We start from the raw sequence: 15217 nt of genomic DNA, 5'->3' as shown, positions 1-15217 counted from the left end.
GCTGGCGAGGGGCCACGCAATTGTGCTAGCCGCGCCTCTCCCCTGTTGCCGATTTCATGCTACGTTTGCGCGAATTGAGTGATCACTGAACTCTCTGGTCCGATGAATCCTCGCCTGTTTCTGATCCCCCTCATAACCTTGCTAGCCGCCGCCTATGCCGCAAGCGCATGGGCGCAGGACAAGGGCACGGTCCATCCAAAACCGCTGCCGCCGCTGGCCAATCCCAACGATCCCAACATCGCTGCCAAGGAACTGTTCGGCCGCAAGGTGCTGCCGACGGCAATGCCGACGCGCGTGCACGGGTTCTATGCCCATGGCTGCATCGCGGGCGCGGAAGGGCTGCCGATCAACGGCGATAGCTGGCAGGTGATGCGGCTGTCGCGCAATCGCTATTGGGGCCATCCTGACCTGGTCGCGCTGGTCAAGCGGCTGGCCGCAAGAGCGCGCCGGGATGCCGGCTGGCCCGGCATATTGGTCGGCGACATGTCGCAGCCGCGCGGCGGGCCGATGTTGACCGGGCATGCCAGCCATCAGGTGGGGTTAGATGCCGACATCTGGCTGACGCCGATGCCGAACCGGCAACTATCGCGCAATGAGCGCGAGGAAATGTCGGCGGTGATGATGGTGCGCCGCGACCGGCTCGATATCGATCCGCAGGCCTGGACACCGACGCATCTTGCCGTGATCCGCGCCGCGGCGCTGGAGCCCAGCGTGCAACGCATCTTCGTCAATGCCGCGATCAAGAAGGCGTTGTGCCGAGAAGCCAAGGGCGACCGATACTGGCTTCACAAGGTGCGGCCGATGTACGGCCACGACTATCACTTCCACATCCGCATGAAATGCCCGCCCGGCGCCGGCGAATGCGAAAGCCAGCCCGAGCCGAACGAGGGCGAAGGCTGCCAGCCTGCCGACCTTGCCTACTGGTTCAGCGACGCGGTGCTGCATCCGAAACCGCCGAAAGTGCCGCCGAAGCCGAAGCCGCCGATGACGATGGCGGCGCTACCGCCCGCCTGCAAGTCGGTGCTGAACGCGCCGGATACCAAACACGAAGTGTCAAGCAGACCCACCGGAGAACGACGATGAAGATTTGGCCCCTGATTGCATCGATCGCATTCGTCACGAGCGCGCACGCACAGACCCCTTATGCAGGAATGCAGACGCGCTCGATCAAGGCGCTATCGGAGCAGCAGATTTCCGATCTTGGCGCCGGCCGCGGAATGGGCCTGGCGCTCGCGGCCGAACTGAACGGCTATCCGGGGCCGTTGCACGTTCTCGAGCTTGCCGACAAGCTCGAACTCTCGGCCGAGCAACGCGCCAGCATGCAGCGCCTGTTCGATACCATGAAGGCCGAAGCGATGCCGCTAGGCGCCAAGCTGATCGAGCAGGAAGCCGAACTGGACAAGCAGTTTGCCACCCGCACCGTCACGCCCGAAAGCCTGAAGGCGTCCACCGCGGCCGTTGCCGCCACGCAAGGGATGCTGCGCGAGACCCATCTGAAATATCATTTGTCGACCGGCAGCGTTTTGACCCCGTCGCAGATGACCAGGTATGCGGAGCTGCGGGGTTACGGCGGTGGCGGGCACAAGCGACACCATCACCATTGACGGCCCGGCTGCACCTTGCAAGCCGGTGCAGCCGCCTTTACCTCCTTTCCCATCCTGACTATTGTCAGGGCTGGCGATATCCCGGTCGACCGCAAGTCTTTCAGGGAATACCGGAACGGCGCTTCCGATGGGTCGCCTTACCCAACCAATGCCTGTCTTGCGCGCGGCAACCGCAGCTCGCGATCATGCATGGAGCGCCCGATGAATCGTCTTGCCGGCCTTGTCCTGGCCTTCGCCTTATCGTTAGCCATCCCCTCGCCCGCCGCCGCGCAGAACAAATCGCTGACCATCTTCGCCGCAGCCTCGATGAAGAATGCGCTTGACGAGATCGACGCCGCCTACGCCGCGAAGAGGGGCGCCAAGATCACCGTCAGCTACGCCGCCAGTTCCGCGCTCGCCCGACAGATCGAACAGGGCGCACCGGCCGATATATTCATCTCCGCCGATACCGACTGGATGGACTACGCAATCGGGAAGAAGACCATCAACGAACCGAGCCGGGTCAATTTGCTCGGCAACAGCATCGTGCTGATCGCACCGAAGGATTCGAAAATCAACCATGTGAACATCGGCCCCGGCTTCGATCTTGCAAGACTCGCCGGCGACGGCCGGATCGCCACGGGCGACGTGAAATCCGTGCCCGCCGGCAAATACGCCAAGGCAGCGCTGGAGAAGCTCGGCGCATGGCAGGCCGCCGAGCCGAAATTTGCGATGGCCGTTGACGTTCGCGCCGCACTGACGCTGGTGGCGCGCGGCGAGGCTGCACTCGGCATCGTCTATTCCACCGACGCCAAGGTCGAGACCGGCGTCAAAATCGTCGGCACCTTTCCGGCCGATTCCCATCCGGCGATCATCTATCCCGTCGCGGCGACGATGACCGCGAAGCCGGATGCCTCAGACTATCTCGTCTTCCTGCGTTCGATCGCGGCGAAGGGCATTTTTGAAAAATACGGCTTCAAATTCCTCGTCAGCCCGTCAACCTGATGTTCGAGATTTCGCCGGCCGAATGGACCGCCATCCTGCTGTCGCTGCGGGTGGCCATCATCGCAACGCTGGTGGCGACGCCGTTCGGCATCGCGTTGGCGTGGCTGCTGGCGCGGCGTGAGTTCTGGGGCAAATCGGTCCTCGACGCCCTGGTCCATTTGCCGCTGGTGCTGCCACCGGTCGTCACCGGCTATTTGTTGCTGCTGACCTTCGGCCGCCGTGGCCTGGTCGGGGCGTGGCTCGCCGACAACGTTGGCATCGTGTTCGCGTTTCGCTGGACCGGCGCCGCGCTTGCCTGCGGCATCATGTCGTTTCCGCTGCTGGTGCGGCCGATCCGGCTCTCGATCGAGGCGGTCGACCGTCGCCTCGAGCAGGCGGCAGGCACGCTCGGCGCGGCGCCGTGGCAGGTGTTTGCGACGGTAACCCTGCCGCTGGCGTTGCCGGGCGTACTCGCAGGCATGGTGCTCGGCTTCGCCAAGGCAATCGGCGAGTTTGGCGCCACCATCACCTTTGTTTCCAACATTCCCGGCGAAACCCAGACCATTTCATCGGCGATCTACTCGCTGATCCAGACGCCGGACGGCGATGCCGCGGCGGGACGGCTGGTTGTCGTTTCCACCGTGATCGCGATGGGCGCCCTGATCGCCTCCGAATGGTTCGCGCGGCGCGCCACGCAGCGCGTGCACGGGAATTGACCCATGCTGCGCGTTGACGTCACCAAGCAACTCGGCGAGTTCTCGCTTGAAGCCTCGTTCGAAAGCCAGGGGCGCGTCACCGGCCTGTTCGGCGCATCCGGCGCCGGCAAGACCTCGCTGATCAATATGATCGCAGGGCTCTTGCGGCCCGATCGCGGCATCATCGCACTCGACGATGAGACGCTCGATGATACATCCGCAGGCGTCCACGTGCCGCCGCACCGGCGACGGATCGGCTACGTGTTTCAGGACGCCCGGCTGCTTCCGCATCTCGACGTGCGGCAAAACCTCGACTACGGCCGGCGCATGAACCGGCTCGCGGCGGATCCCGCGCAATTCAAGCGCATCACCGACCTGCTCGATATCGGCCATCTGCTCGATCGCCGTCCCGGAAAACTCTCCGGCGGCGAGCGCCAGCGCGTCGCGCTCGGCCGCGCGCTGTTATCGAAGCCGCGGCTGTTGCTGCTGGACGAGCCGCTGGGATCGCTCGACGAAGGCCGCAAGGAGGAAATCCTGCCCTATTTGGTGCGGCTGCGCGACGAAGGCATCCCCATGGTCTATGTCAGCCACGACGCGGCCGAGCTGCGTCAGCTCGCGACCCAGATCGTGATGCTCAAGCGCGGCCGCGTCACCGCGCTCGGCGGCGTCAAGGTGCTGACGTAGCGCTACTCCGGCACAATCCGCACCGCGCCGCGGGCTGCGCTCGTCGTCAGCGCGGCATAGGCCTTCAGCGCCATCGACACGTTGCGGCTGCGCTTCTTGGCGGGCTTCCAGGCGTCCGCCCCGCGGGCCAGCATGGCTTCGCGGCGCTTTGCCAGCGTCGCGTCATCCACCACGAGGCTGATCGAGCGCGCGGGGATGTCGATCTTGATCAGGTCGCCGTCTTCCACGAGGCCGATCAGGCCGCCTTCAGCCGCTTCCGGCGAAATGTGTCCGATCGACAGGCCCGAGGAGCCGCCGGAGAACCGGCCATCGGTGATCAGCGCGCAGACCTTTCCAAGCCCTTTCGACTTCAAATAACTCGTCGGATACAGCATCTCCTGCATGCCGGGGCCACCGCGGGGTCCCTCATAACGGACCACGACGACGTCGCCGGCCTTGATCTTGCCGCCCAAAATACCTTCGACCGCGGCATCCTGGCTTTCAAAGATCCGCGCCGGTCCTTCGAACTTCAAAATGCTCTCATCGACGCCCGCCGTCTTCACGATACAGCCGTCGAGCGCGAGGTTGCCCGAGAGCACCGCGAGGCCACCGTCCTTGGAGAAAGCGTGCGCGGCGTCGCGGATGCAGCCGGTGGCTCGGTCGGTATCGAGTTCCTCGAACCGGCGCTCCTGGCTGAAGGCGACCTGCGTCGGCACATTGCCCGGCGCCGCCGTGAAGAATTTTCGGACGCTTTCGCTCTTGGTCTGCTTGATATCCCAGCGGCTCAGCGCGTCTTCCAGCGTCTTGCTGTGAACCATCGGCAGACTACGGTTAAGCAGCCCGGCGCGGTCGAGTTCGCCGAGGATGGCCATGATGCCGCCGGCGCGGTGCACGTCTTCCAGATGCACGTCCGCCACCGACGGCGCGACCTTGCACAGCACCGGCACCCGCCGCGACAGCCGGTCGATATCCTGCATCGTGAACGGCACCTTGCCTTCGTAAGCCGCCGCCAGCAGATGCAGCACGGTGTTGGTCGAGCCGCCCATGGCGATGTCGAGCGTCATGGCGTTCTCGAACGCCTTGAAGTTGGCAATCGTCCGCGGCAATGCGGTTTCGTCATCCTGCTCGTAATAGCGCCGCGCCAGGTCGACGATCAGGTGCCCGGCCTCCACGAACAATCCCTTGCGGTCGGCATGCGTCGCCAGCACCGAGCCGTTACCCGGCAGCGCCAAGCCAAGCGCCTCGGTCAGGCAGTTCATCGAATTGGCGGTGAACATGCCCGAGCAGGAGCCGCAGGTCGGACACGCCGAGCGTTCGATCTCCTCCACGTCCGCATCGCTGACATTGCTGTCGGCGGCTGCGACCATGGCATCGATCAGGTCGACCGCGCGGATCTTGCCCTTGAGGTTGACCTTGCCTGATTCCATCGGGCCGCCGGACACGAACACGGTCGGAATGTTGATGCGCAGCGCCGCCATCAGCATGCCGGGCGTGATCTTGTCGCAGTTGGAGATACAGACCATCGCGTCGGCGCAATGCGCGTTGACCATGTATTCGACGCTGTCGGCGATGATTTCGCGCGACGGCAGGCTGTAGAGCATGCCGTCATGGCCCATCGCGATGCCGTCATCGACCGCGATGGTGTTGAACTCCTTGGCGACGCCGCCCGCCTTCTCGATCTCGCGCGCGACGAGCTGGCCGAGGTCCTTCAGGTGCACGTGGCCGGGCACGAACTGGGTGAAGGAGTTGACGACCGCAATGATCGGCTTGCCAAAGTCCTCGTTCTTCATGCCGGTGGCGCGCCAGAGGCCGCGGGCGCCCGCCATGTTGCGGCCGTGGGTCGTGGTTCGGGAACGATAGGCGGGCATGATCTATCCTTCTTGGATCGGGAAAGGCGTCTTTTAGACGGTAAGCCCGGCCGCTTAAAGCGGCTTGCTGCAGGGTCGCCATGCGCAGGCACGCTCAAAACGGGACAGGAGCAGACGCCCCTGCCCCGGCTACCGCTAGACGACCTCGCGCGCGCGCAGTTCCGCGATCGCCTTCGTGTCATAGCCGAGCGAGGCCAGCACCTCGTCGGTGTGGGCACCGAGCGCGGGCGCCATGTGGTCCAGCCTTCCGCCGCCATGGGCGAGCTGAAAACCGCTGCCGGCGAAGCGCAGGCGGCCATAGGGCGTATCGATCTCCTGAATGGCGCCGCGCGCGGCGACCTGCGGGTGGTCGATCACCTCCTCGATCTTCCAGATGCTGGCACAGGGCGCGCCTGCGGCTTCCAGGAGCTTTTCCCACTCGCGCGGGTCCTTCTTGGACAGCGCCTCCTCGATGATGGCCCGTAGCGCCGGCTCGTTTTCCTGACGGGCAAACCAATCAACAAAGCGGGAATCCTCAAGCGCATCGGCGCGGCCGAGCGCGGTCATCAAGGCGCGGTATTGCTTCTCGCTGTTGACGGCGAGCAGAAGATAGCCGTCGCCCGCCTTGAACAGGTTGGCGGTGGGCCTTCGGCTCACGGCCTGATTGCCGGAAAGCTGCTGGCGGTGGCCGGCGACCGAGTAATCCGCGACCTGCCCGGACAGAAACGCCAGCGTCGCCTCCAGCATGGAGACGTCGACCATCTGTCCCTTGCCGGTATGGCTGCGCTGGAACAGCGCGCTCGACACGCCAAAGGCTGCGGTCGCGCCCGACAGCACGTCGCAAACCGCAAAGCCGGCCCGCGTCGGCCCGGTCTCGGCGTGACCGGTGATCGACATGATGCCTGATAGCGCCTGGATCTTGCCGTCATAGCCGGCTCCCAGCCGTTCCGGCCCGGTCTGGCCGAAGCCGGAAATGGCGCAATAGATCAGCCGCGGGTTGATCTCAGACAGCGCGGCATAGCCGATGCCGAGCTTGTCCATCACGCCGGGACGAAAATTCTCCATCACCACGTCGGCCTGCGCGGCGAGCTGCTTGACGATGGCAATCGCTTCCGGCCTCGAGAGGTCGAGTGTCAGGCTGCGCTTGTTGCCGTTGATCGCCTGCCAGCCCGGCGCGAGCCCCCGCTCGGCCCATTCGCGGCTCAGCGGCGTGCGGCGCATGTCCTCGCCCTCGCGCCGCTCCACCTTGATGACGTCGGCCCCGAGCAGCGCGAGCTGGTAGCTCGCATAGGGGCCCGCCAGCACCTGCGTGAAGTCGAGAATCTTCACGCCTTCGAACGGTCGGGTCAAAGGGGTATCCTCCTGCTTCCTCTCCCCTTGTGAGAGAGGATGGCCGTGAAGTCCACCCTCCCCTGGAGGGGAGGGTGACGGGGTCACGCCGCGCGGTTGCCGCGTGCGATTTCCTTCTGCTTGTCGAACTCGGCGCGGCGCCGCGCCAGTTCTTCCGGGCTCATCTGCGAGACGTTGTTGTAGTCGAGCTTCCAGGAAGCATTCTCGCTCCAGCGCAACGGCGACTGCATCGTGGTGCGCGCGCCGGGCGCGGACTCGAGTAGCCGCAGCGCCAGTTCGAGCGTCAGCGCCTGCGACGCCAAATCATGCGGCTTGCCGGCGGAATTGCCGAGCGGGAAGTCCGAAAACAGGAAACGCGGCGCGGCCGCGTATTCGACAATATCCTTGGCGCAACCCATCACCACGGTGGCGATGCCGTTGGCTTCGAGGTGACGAGCCACCAGAGCAGAGGTCTGATGGCAGACCGGGCAGTTCGGCACGATCACGGCGGCATCGACCTTGTCGGCGAGGCAGCGGGCGAGGATGTCGGGCGCGTCGACGTCGATGGTGACGCGGTGACTGCGATTGGTCGGCGCCCCGAAGAAGCGCGGCGCGACCTCGCCGATCCGTCCCGCGGCGGCGGCTTTCAGAAGCTGCGGCAGCGGAAACCAGGTGCCGCTGTCGGTGGCCGTGGTGTGCTTGCGGTCGTAGCCGATATGCGAGATGCGCAAATCGTGCTCTTTCGAGGTATCGCCGTCATAGACCTGGTAGAACTTGGCGCTGCCGTTGTACGCCGCGCCCGGTCCCTGATCGCCCTTGGTGGGATCATACTGGGCGGCCGTGGTGACGATGGTGACGCGCGATTGCGCGAGCGGCTTTTTCAGCGGCTGGAACGGCGCGTCGACATAATGCGCCCAGCGGTAGGGCGTGGTGTAGCCAATCGCCGCGTAGTAGTCGCGGGTCCGCTGCATATAGGGAACGGCAGCATCATAATCGGGCGCAAAGCCGAGCTGGTCGTCAGAGGGGCCGGACATTGTTGTGTCTCCTGCGTTTCCACCGTGCGGCCGTGAAGCGGCGGCCTTGCCCCGCAAGGCTAATGATACTCCGTTCATTCCTCAACTGCGGATATTGCATCAGACCTGCGCGGAATCGCTTCCTGAGCGCACGAATGCAGGCTGGATGGCATTGAACGCTTGCTGCGTGCTGCAGGTCACACGTGAACGCGCGTTCATAAAAATCCCTCGAACTTTCTCCGCCCCGGGCACGTCTCACAGGCATATCAGGCAATCATGCCTGGAGCGGAGAACAGAAATGTTTCGTAAGATTACCCTCGCTGCCGTCGCCGCCATTGCCATGACCGCGGCTGCGGTCGCACCGGCGTCCGCCGGCGGAAAGCATGGTGGCCATCATGGCCACGGCCACGGTCATCATGGCCATGGTCATCACGGCCACGGTCATCATGGCCATGGTCATCACGGCCACGGTCATCATGGACATCATGGGCATGGTCACTGGGGCCATCGCCACTTTGGAACGTCGTTCTATGTCGGCGGAAGCTGCTACAAGACCATCTTCACCAAGTATGGTCCGCGCACCGTGTACGTCTGCGCTCCCTACATCTATTGAGAGCGCATAGTACATGATGGGAAGGCCTCAGCCGACGGCTGGGGCCTTTTTCGTTCGCTGAATCGTCCACTAGTACCGCGGCACAGGGATTAATCACCGTGCAGCGGTACTAGAGGTAGGATAGCCACCAGTCGCTGCGACGTTTTTTGATGCCGGCAAACCAGTTGCAAAGCGGATAGAGCGCCGCCACAACCGCAAGCCACACGGAAAAGACGCCCAGGAGGCCGACGCCGTATCCGTTCGGCTTGTCGGCAGGGAATGGACCAAACAGCCAGCTGGTCTCCGCACCGCTCGCCCACGCGAAGATCACCGCGAGCGCGTGGATGACAAAAACATGAACCACATAATAGAAGAATGGAACGCGGCCGAAGGTGGTGACCCACGCCGCGAACCGGCCGCGCGCGTTCTCAACCGCAGCAAGCAGCAGCAATGCCGGCCCGATCGTCATGGCCAGATACAGCAGCGATGGCGGATATTTTTCGCAGTTGATGAAGGACAGCAACGTCGCAATTGCACCGGCTTGAACGCTCCAGGGCGCGGGGTCGCCGTAGACGTTGCTCGCCCGCAGCAGGACGAAACCGACCACCGCGACGGTGCCCCATCCAACGAGCCAGCGCGTCCGCTTCGTACGATCGAGCGTGAAGACCGGACCGAGCGCGTAGCCCGCCGCCATCACGCCGATCCACGGGATCAACGGGTAGACCGCGAACCACTTCACGGTGGCGCCGAACTGCAGCAAAGCCGGCTCATGCAGGAAATTCCAGATCGGCGCGGCCGGGCCAAAGGCCTCTGCCTTGATGGGATCGAGTAGATTGTGCCAGGCGATCAAGACGAGCGCGATGGCCGCGACCGCACTGCGCGGCAGAAAGACCAGCACTGAGAGCGCAATCATCGACGCGCCGATAGCGAAGATGACCTGGCTGAAGAAGTAGCCGAGATCGAAGCTGAGGGTCCATGCAAGGCGGACGAGCGTGAGCTAGATCAGTACGAGCCAAATCCCGCGCGTGAGCAGGAAGCGGCTGAGCTGCCGCGTGCTACGGCCGCGCTCACCGTAGAGGAATGCCGACACACCTGCGAGAAAGACGAAGGCGGGTGCACAGAAATGCGTGATCCAGCGCGTCATGAACAGCGCGGGATCGGTCACGTCGCGCGGGTTGAACCCACCCGGGGCGAAGAAATCGCGCACATGGTCGAGCGCCATCAATATCATCACGAGGCCGCGCACGAGGTCGACGGAATCGATGCGCCTGCGCGCCGCCGTCTGCCCGGCGATTCCGTTCCTCGCCTGGCCGGTCCAGGACAGGGCTCCCCGTTGCTCGGCTTCGAGGCTCGCATTCATGATTTGATCCTCCCAGCGCACAAGTACGGCAAAGGTGCCGCGGGAGTTTCAGTCCGGCTGCCGCGCCGGCGCCTCAGCTCGCCAGCTTCACCGGGATCTTCAGCTAGTGAACGCCGATGGTGTTAACGCTCGAGCGCGAGGGATTCATCAAAAGGCAACCGCGCAGCCCCCGCAGCTCGAACTGCTCGTTGATCCGAAACACCTGCCAGAGCTACTTTGACCCCCCGTTCAACCTGTCATAATCCCTGTGCAGCGGTACTGGCCGACGGCTTTCGATGGAACTGAAGAGCTTGAGAACTCGTTCAGAATGCACGCGCTCCTGATCGCATCAGAACGCTGAACAGGAGGAAGCAGGCACCAATCGCCGCAACGGAGGTTTGCAATGCCCAGTACCGCAGGAACGACGGATCACGTTTACAAGATTCTGGATCTCGCCGGATCGTCCGAAAAAAGCATCGAGGATGCCATTCAGAACGCCATCACCCGCGCATCAAAGACCATTCGCGAATTGAAATGGTTCGAGGTCGTGCAGACCAGAGGCCATATCGAAAATGGGTCTGTTCGCCATTACCAGGTCACCTTGAGAGTCGGGTTTACGCTGGAGGAGTAGCTCTGGCGCAACGCGAATCCAAACGGCGCGCTCTGTGACGGACCACAGCCAAAGGAAGGCGGTGGCGGTCATGCCCCTGCCACCGACGACCAGACCTCCGCAAGCTTGCGCTTGAAGGCCTGCCAGCTTGTCAGGGGAACGACCTTCTCCTCCTCTTCAGGCAGCCGCAGGCCAACCACGTTGACGCGGCCGCCACTGATATTGCGCGCGACAAGGACGATGGGATCCAATGCCAGCTCCGCGCCTGCTTTCGGCGCGTGGTCGAGATGGATATCGAAATAATCCGACAGCGTCAGCTTGGCCTGATCCTCGCTGATAGTGACGCCATAGACCTCCGCCAGTTCACCCAGCGTGTGCTCGCCCGACACCATGAAATCCCCGAGCAGATGCGGGTCAGGCGCCGTGCTCGGCGGCATATCGACAAAGAAACGATCCAGCGCCTCGGCCTTTTCCGGCGGCGCCAGCAGATAGACGTAGTCGCCGGCTTCGATCGGATCGGCCTCGGCGGGCGAGAGAATCCGCTCGTCGCGGATGACGAGCGTCGGCTTTGACCAGGATGGCGTAAGGCCGCGCCGGAAATACAGGCTCTTCGCCCGTACCGGATAGCCGACCAGTTGCTGCTCAAGCTGGCCGGGCAGATCGAGCTCGACGCGCCGCGGACCGCGTTCGACGCGCGGCAGCGCCACGTGCAGCCACCGCGCCGCCGGCGCCAGTGTCCAGCCCTGCAGCAAGAGCGAGATGATGACCACGACAAAGGCGACGTCGAAATAGAGATAGGCTTTTGGCAATCCGACCAGCATCGGGATCGAGGCGAGGAAGATCGCGACCGCGCCACGCAGGCCGGTCCAGGCGATGAAGATCTTTTCCCGCCAGTTGAATCGGAACGGTACCAGGCACAGCAACACCGCGATCGGCCGCGCCACCAGCATCAGCACCAGCGCCACGATCACGGCCGGACCGACGCTATCCAGCAGGCGCTGCGGCGACGCCAGCAGCCCAAGCAGGACGAACATCACGATCTGCGCCAGCCAGGTCGCGGCATCGAGAAACGTCACCACCGAATTATGGGCGCGCGTCGGCCGGTTGCCGACGATGATTCCCGCGAGATAGACCGCGAGAAAGCCCGACGCGTGTGCAATCTGCGCGACACCGAAAACCACCAATGCAGCGGTCGTGACGAAGGGCGCATGCAAGCCCTGCGGCAGCGCCATGCGATTGAGCGCCAGCACCACCAGGCGACCGCCGACCACGCCGAAGATGGCACCGAGCAGACCTTCGCGCGCGAGTTCGAATGCGACATGCCCGGGTGAGCTTTGACCGATGGAAATGAATTCGACCAGCATCAAGGTGAGGAAGATCGCAAACGGATCGTTGGTGCCGGATTCCGCTTCCAGCGTCGCCCCGACACGCGGACGCAGGCGCAGGCCCTGGGTGTGGACGAGCAGAAACACCGCGGCAGCATCGGTCGACGCCACCACCGCGCCGACCAGCAGCGACTCGGTCCAGTTCAGGTCGAGCGCATATTTGGCGACGGGCGCTGTTATCAGCGCGGTGAGCAATACGCCGATCGTCGCCAGCACCATCGAGGGCGCCAGCACCGTGCGGATGCTCTGAAATTTGGTTCGCAGGCCGCCGTCGAACAGGATCAGCGCCAGCGCCACCGAGCCGACCAGATAGGTGGTGCGGACATCATCGAAGCTGAGCTGGCCCGGCCCGGCATCGCCCGCCAGCATACCGATCAGGAGGAACACCAGTAGCAGCGGCGCCCCGAAGCGCAACGCCAGCAGGCTCGACAGGATGCCCGCCATCACCAGAATGGCGCCCAGAAAGATGGCGATGCTGACCGAGTCGAGAGAAGCCATGAACCTCCGATATCGTCGCAAATACTTGCAATTGCATCCTTATCGTTGCCACACTTGATCGCCAACCCATTTCTGCGATCGCGGCAATGTGCCCGATTTACGGGGCCTGACCTTCCCCCGTAGCTGCGTATCGATGGCATCCGCACGTCGCCTGTGAGAATCTGCCTGCTATTCGCGAATCACCTTTGTCTGATGGGGCCAGAACCTCGAACGAGAATTTTCCGATGGACCTGAAAGAGATCATCGAGATCCTGCACAACGCCGCACGTTCGGTCGGCGCGGAGGTCACCTCGCCCTGGTTCTATCTGCAACTGGGACTGATCCTGACGGCCGCAGGCATCGCCTGGGCCGGCGCCGCCGCCGTGCGCTCCAGGATCGACGTGTCGTCGGTTGCGATGGGCTGGCCGGCGCCGTTCCGGCTGTTCGTCCGCGTGCTGGTCGGCAGCACGTCAACGGCGGTGTTCGCGCTTCTGATGATGCTGACGCGCTGGGTCATGATCGCGTCGACCTGGCCGAGCCGCAGCTATCTGCTCGCGGTTGCCGCCAAGCTCGCCTTCGCGTGGCTGGTCATCAACCTTATCACCTCGGTGATCCGCAATACCTTCGTGGTCCGGCTGGTGTCGATCTCGGCCTGGCTGGTCGTGGCCCTGAGTATTCTGGGCCAGCTCGAGCCGGTGGTCGAGGCGCTCGACTCGGTCTCGATCGTGCTCGGCGATCTCAGGTTGACGCCGCTGCTCCTGATCAAGCTCGGCGCGCTCCTGATCGTGACGCTATGGCTGACCAATATCGCCAGCAACTTCGTGGAAGGGCGCATCACCCGGTCCGGCGATCTGACGCCATCGATCCAGGTTCTCCTCGTCAAGATCGTCCGGTTCACGCTGATGGTATTTGCCATTGCGGTTGCCCTGAGCGCGGTCGGCATCAACCTCGCGGCGCTCGCGGTGTTCACCGGCGCGGCCGGCGTCGGTATCGGTCTCGGCCTGCAGAAGATCGTCGCCAACTTCATCAGCGGCATCATCCTCCTGGTCGACAAGTCGGTGAAGCCGGGCGATCTCGTCACCATCGGCGACAACACCGGGCGCATCAGCACGATGAAGACGCGCTACATCTCGGTTGCCGCCGGCGACGGCCGCGAGTTCCTGATCCCGAACGAGGATCTGGTGACCCAGAAGGTCGTGAACTGGACCTATACCGACAAGAACACGCTGGTGAAGGTGCTGTTCAGCACCAATTACGACGCCGATCCGCGAGCGGTGTGCAAGCTGGCCATCGACCTTGCCGGCGCCGTGCCGCGCGCCATCAAGAACAAGCCCCCGAACTGCATCCTGACCGAATTCGCCGAGGCCGGGATGAAGTTCTCCCTGACCTTCTGGCTGCCCGATCCTGATGGACTCGACAACGTCAAGAGCGACGTGATGCTGGAGCTGTGGGACGCGTTCAAGCGGGAGGGGATCCGTGTTCCCTATCCGGTCCGCGAAATCCGCGTCCGCGGCGGCGCGCTGCCGGTCGAGCCCGTGGTGGAAGTTTCCGGCTAGATGCAAGCCTTTTAAAGCCGTGCCGTGGCCCAAACCTCGGCTTGCGCTGACCGGTTGGATCATTAAATTAGGCATTCAAAATCAGTCCTTTTTCCGTTCCAAAAGTATGACCCGCCCATGAGCTATATCGAAGCCACCGACACCTCCTTGCGAAAAACCGGCCAGATCAAGCTGCATGGCGCCAGCGGCTTCGCCGGCATGCGCAAGGCAGGCGCGCTGGTGGCCAAATGCCTCGACGAGCTCACCGACGTGGTCCAGGCGGGCGTTCCGACGTCGCGGATCGACGAATTCGTCCGCGACTTCGCCTTCAGCCATGGCGCCTATCCGGCGACGCTGATGTATCGCGGGTACCGCTACTCGACCTGTACCTCGATCAATCACGTGGTCTGCCACGGCATGCCGGGCGACCGCGCGCTGAAGGAAGGCGACATCGTCAACATCGACGTCACCTTCATCGTCGACGGCTGGTACGGCGATTCCAGCCGGATGTATGTGATCGCCCCGATCGCGCGCAAGGCCGAGCGGCTGATCGAAGTCACCTATGAGGCGATGATGCGCGGCATTGCCGCGGTGAAGCCCGGCGCCACCACCGGCGACATCGGCCATGCCATCCAGAGTTTTGTCGAGCCGCAGGGCATGAGCGTGGTGCGCGATTTCTGTGGCCATGGCCTCGGGCGCATGTTCCACGACGAGCCCAACATCATCCATATCGGCCGGCCCGGCGAAGGCGTGATGCTCAAGCCCGGCATGTTCTTCACCATCGAGCCGATGATCAATCTCGGCAAGCCGCATGTAAAAATCCTGTCCGACGGCTGGACCGCGGTGACGCGTGACCGCTCGCTCTCGGCGCAATTCGAACATTCGGTCGGCGTGACCGCGACTGGCGTCGAAATCTTTACGCTGTCAGAGCGCAACGGCGAGAAGCCGCTGGCGGCGGCTTAAATTCCGCTTCGGCCCAACCCGGCTACATCGAACGCAGTCGGCTCAACTTTCTGGTTGCGACGCACGACGCGACTGCTTGAACGAGGCTGCCACAGCGGCGTGTTGCAAGTCGTTCTCAACACGACAGCGCCTTCCTGCCGCCAGTCAACTAATCCTAACCTTTGCGGAATAGGCCGGGCGCGCCGGTGTAGGACTCGGCACG

The 15217-nt window shown here is 63.7% G+C and carries 13 protein-coding genes and 1 pseudogene; 9 read left to right on the top strand and 5 right to left on the bottom strand.

What is annotated here, in order from left to right; genetic code table 11:
• The first annotated feature begins 102 nt into the window (after nt 1-102).
• From mepA to modC, 5 genes are all read left to right on the top strand, one after another.
• Nucleotides 103-1083, top strand: a complete 981-nt coding sequence (gene mepA / locus V1290_RS21205) for a penicillin-insensitive murein endopeptidase (protein ID WP_334369115.1) — start codon at nt 103-105, stop codon at nt 1081-1083.
• A complete protein-coding gene (locus tag V1290_RS21200; protein WP_334366211.1) occupies nt 1080-1604 on the top strand; it encodes a Spy/CpxP family protein refolding chaperone in 525 nt (174 codons plus the stop codon). The genes mepA and V1290_RS21200 overlap by 4 nt, the downstream gene beginning before the upstream one ends.
• 201 nt (nt 1605-1805) lie before the next feature.
• A complete protein-coding gene (gene modA / locus V1290_RS21195) occupies nt 1806-2588 on the top strand; it encodes a molybdate ABC transporter substrate-binding protein (RefSeq protein ID WP_334366210.1) in 783 nt (260 codons plus the stop codon).
• A complete protein-coding gene (gene modB / locus V1290_RS21190) occupies nt 2588-3283 on the top strand; it encodes a molybdate ABC transporter permease subunit (RefSeq protein WP_334366209.1) in 696 nt (231 codons plus the stop codon). Before modA ends, modB begins: the two co-directional genes overlap by 1 nt.
• Before the next feature lie 3 nt (nt 3284-3286).
• Entirely contained in the window at nt 3287-3946 is a 660-nt protein-coding gene (gene modC, locus V1290_RS21185; protein ID WP_334366208.1) for a molybdenum ABC transporter ATP-binding protein, read from the top strand.
• Nucleotides 3947-3948: 2 nt separating this feature from the next.
• Here modC and ilvD read toward each other — a convergent pair whose 3' ends face one another.
• The 3 genes from ilvD to V1290_RS21170 form a co-directional block, all read right to left on the bottom strand.
• Entirely contained in the window at nt 3949-5793 is a 1845-nt protein-coding gene (gene ilvD / locus V1290_RS21180) for a dihydroxy-acid dehydratase (RefSeq protein WP_334366207.1), read from the bottom strand.
• 135 nt (nt 5794-5928) lie between these two features.
• Complete coding sequence (locus V1290_RS21175; protein WP_334366206.1) at nt 5929-7122, bottom strand: CaiB/BaiF CoA transferase family protein; 1194 nt, start codon at nt 7120-7122, stop codon at nt 5929-5931.
• A gap of 83 nt (nt 7123-7205) precedes the next feature.
• Nucleotides 7206-8135, bottom strand: a complete 930-nt coding sequence (locus V1290_RS21170) for a glycine reductase (RefSeq protein ID WP_334366205.1) — start codon at nt 8133-8135, stop codon at nt 7206-7208.
• Nucleotides 8136-8412: 277 nt separating this feature from the next.
• Between V1290_RS21170 and V1290_RS21165 the strand changes: the two genes are divergently transcribed.
• On the top strand, nt 8413-8727 hold the full coding sequence (locus V1290_RS21165) for a hypothetical protein (RefSeq protein WP_334366204.1): 315 nt from the start codon (nt 8413-8415) through the stop codon (nt 8725-8727).
• 109 nt (nt 8728-8836) lie between these two features.
• Here the strand turns inward: V1290_RS21165 and V1290_RS21160 are convergent.
• Nucleotides 8837-10066 (bottom strand): annotated as a pseudogene (locus V1290_RS21160) (DUF1624 domain-containing protein).
• Nucleotides 10067-10448: 382 nt separating this feature from the next.
• Between V1290_RS21160 and V1290_RS21155 the strand changes: the two are divergent.
• A complete protein-coding gene (locus V1290_RS21155; protein ID WP_028350994.1) occupies nt 10449-10676 on the top strand; it encodes a dodecin in 228 nt (75 codons plus the stop codon).
• A 68-nt stretch (nt 10677-10744) separates the two neighbouring features.
• Here the strand turns inward: V1290_RS21155 and V1290_RS21150 are convergent, their stop codons facing one another.
• On the bottom strand, nt 10745-12538 hold the full coding sequence (locus V1290_RS21150) for a potassium/proton antiporter (protein ID WP_334366203.1): 1794 nt from the start codon (nt 12536-12538) through the stop codon (nt 10745-10747).
• 224 nt (nt 12539-12762) lie between these two features.
• Between V1290_RS21150 and V1290_RS21145 the strand changes: the two genes are divergently transcribed.
• Both V1290_RS21145 and map read left to right on the top strand, forming a co-directional pair.
• Nucleotides 12763-14073 (top strand): mechanosensitive ion channel family protein, encoded by a 1311-nt coding sequence (locus tag V1290_RS21145; RefSeq protein ID WP_334366202.1) that lies wholly within the window; start codon nt 12763-12765, stop codon nt 14071-14073.
• A gap of 117 nt (nt 14074-14190) precedes the next feature.
• A complete protein-coding gene (gene map, locus V1290_RS21140) occupies nt 14191-15015 on the top strand; it encodes a type I methionyl aminopeptidase (protein WP_334366201.1) in 825 nt (274 codons plus the stop codon).
• The last annotated feature ends 202 nt before the right edge of the window (nt 15016-15217 follow it).

The organism is Bradyrhizobium sp. AZCC 1578, assembly GCF_036924675.1.
Taxonomy (GTDB): Bacteria; Pseudomonadota; Alphaproteobacteria; order Rhizobiales; family Xanthobacteraceae; genus Bradyrhizobium.
Note: the sequence above shows the minus strand (reverse complement) of the source record. Positions and strands in the feature narration are given on the sequence as shown.

What these genes read in the sequence shown, in the direction of transcription:
- ilvD (WP_334366207.1), bottom strand. Translation starts at nt 5,793, where the DNA reads ATGCCCGCCTATCGTTCCCGAACCACGACCCACGGCCGCAACATGGCG.
- V1290_RS21145 (WP_334366202.1), top strand. Translation starts at nt 12,763, where the DNA reads ATGGACCTGAAAGAGATCATCGAGATCCTGCACAACGCCGCACGTTCG.
- V1290_RS21200 (WP_334366211.1), top strand. Translation starts at nt 1,080, where the DNA reads ATGAAGATTTGGCCCCTGATTGCATCGATCGCATTCGTCACGAGCGCG.
- V1290_RS21165 (WP_334366204.1), top strand. Translation starts at nt 8,413, where the DNA reads ATGTTTCGTAAGATTACCCTCGCTGCCGTCGCCGCCATTGCCATGACC.
- map (WP_334366201.1), top strand. Translation starts at nt 14,191, where the DNA reads ATGAGCTATATCGAAGCCACCGACACCTCCTTGCGAAAAACCGGCCAG.
- modB (WP_334366209.1), top strand. Translation starts at nt 2,588, where the DNA reads ATGTTCGAGATTTCGCCGGCCGAATGGACCGCCATCCTGCTGTCGCTG.
- modC (WP_334366208.1), top strand. Translation starts at nt 3,287, where the DNA reads ATGCTGCGCGTTGACGTCACCAAGCAACTCGGCGAGTTCTCGCTTGAA.
- V1290_RS21170 (WP_334366205.1), bottom strand. Translation starts at nt 8,135, where the DNA reads ATGTCCGGCCCCTCTGACGACCAGCTCGGCTTTGCGCCCGATTATGAT.
- V1290_RS21155 (WP_028350994.1), top strand. Translation starts at nt 10,449, where the DNA reads ATGCCCAGTACCGCAGGAACGACGGATCACGTTTACAAGATTCTGGAT.
- V1290_RS21150 (WP_334366203.1), bottom strand. Translation starts at nt 12,538, where the DNA reads ATGGCTTCTCTCGACTCGGTCAGCATCGCCATCTTTCTGGGCGCCATT.
- mepA (WP_334369115.1), top strand. Translation starts at nt 103, where the DNA reads ATGAATCCTCGCCTGTTTCTGATCCCCCTCATAACCTTGCTAGCCGCC.
- modA (WP_334366210.1), top strand. Translation starts at nt 1,806, where the DNA reads ATGAATCGTCTTGCCGGCCTTGTCCTGGCCTTCGCCTTATCGTTAGCC.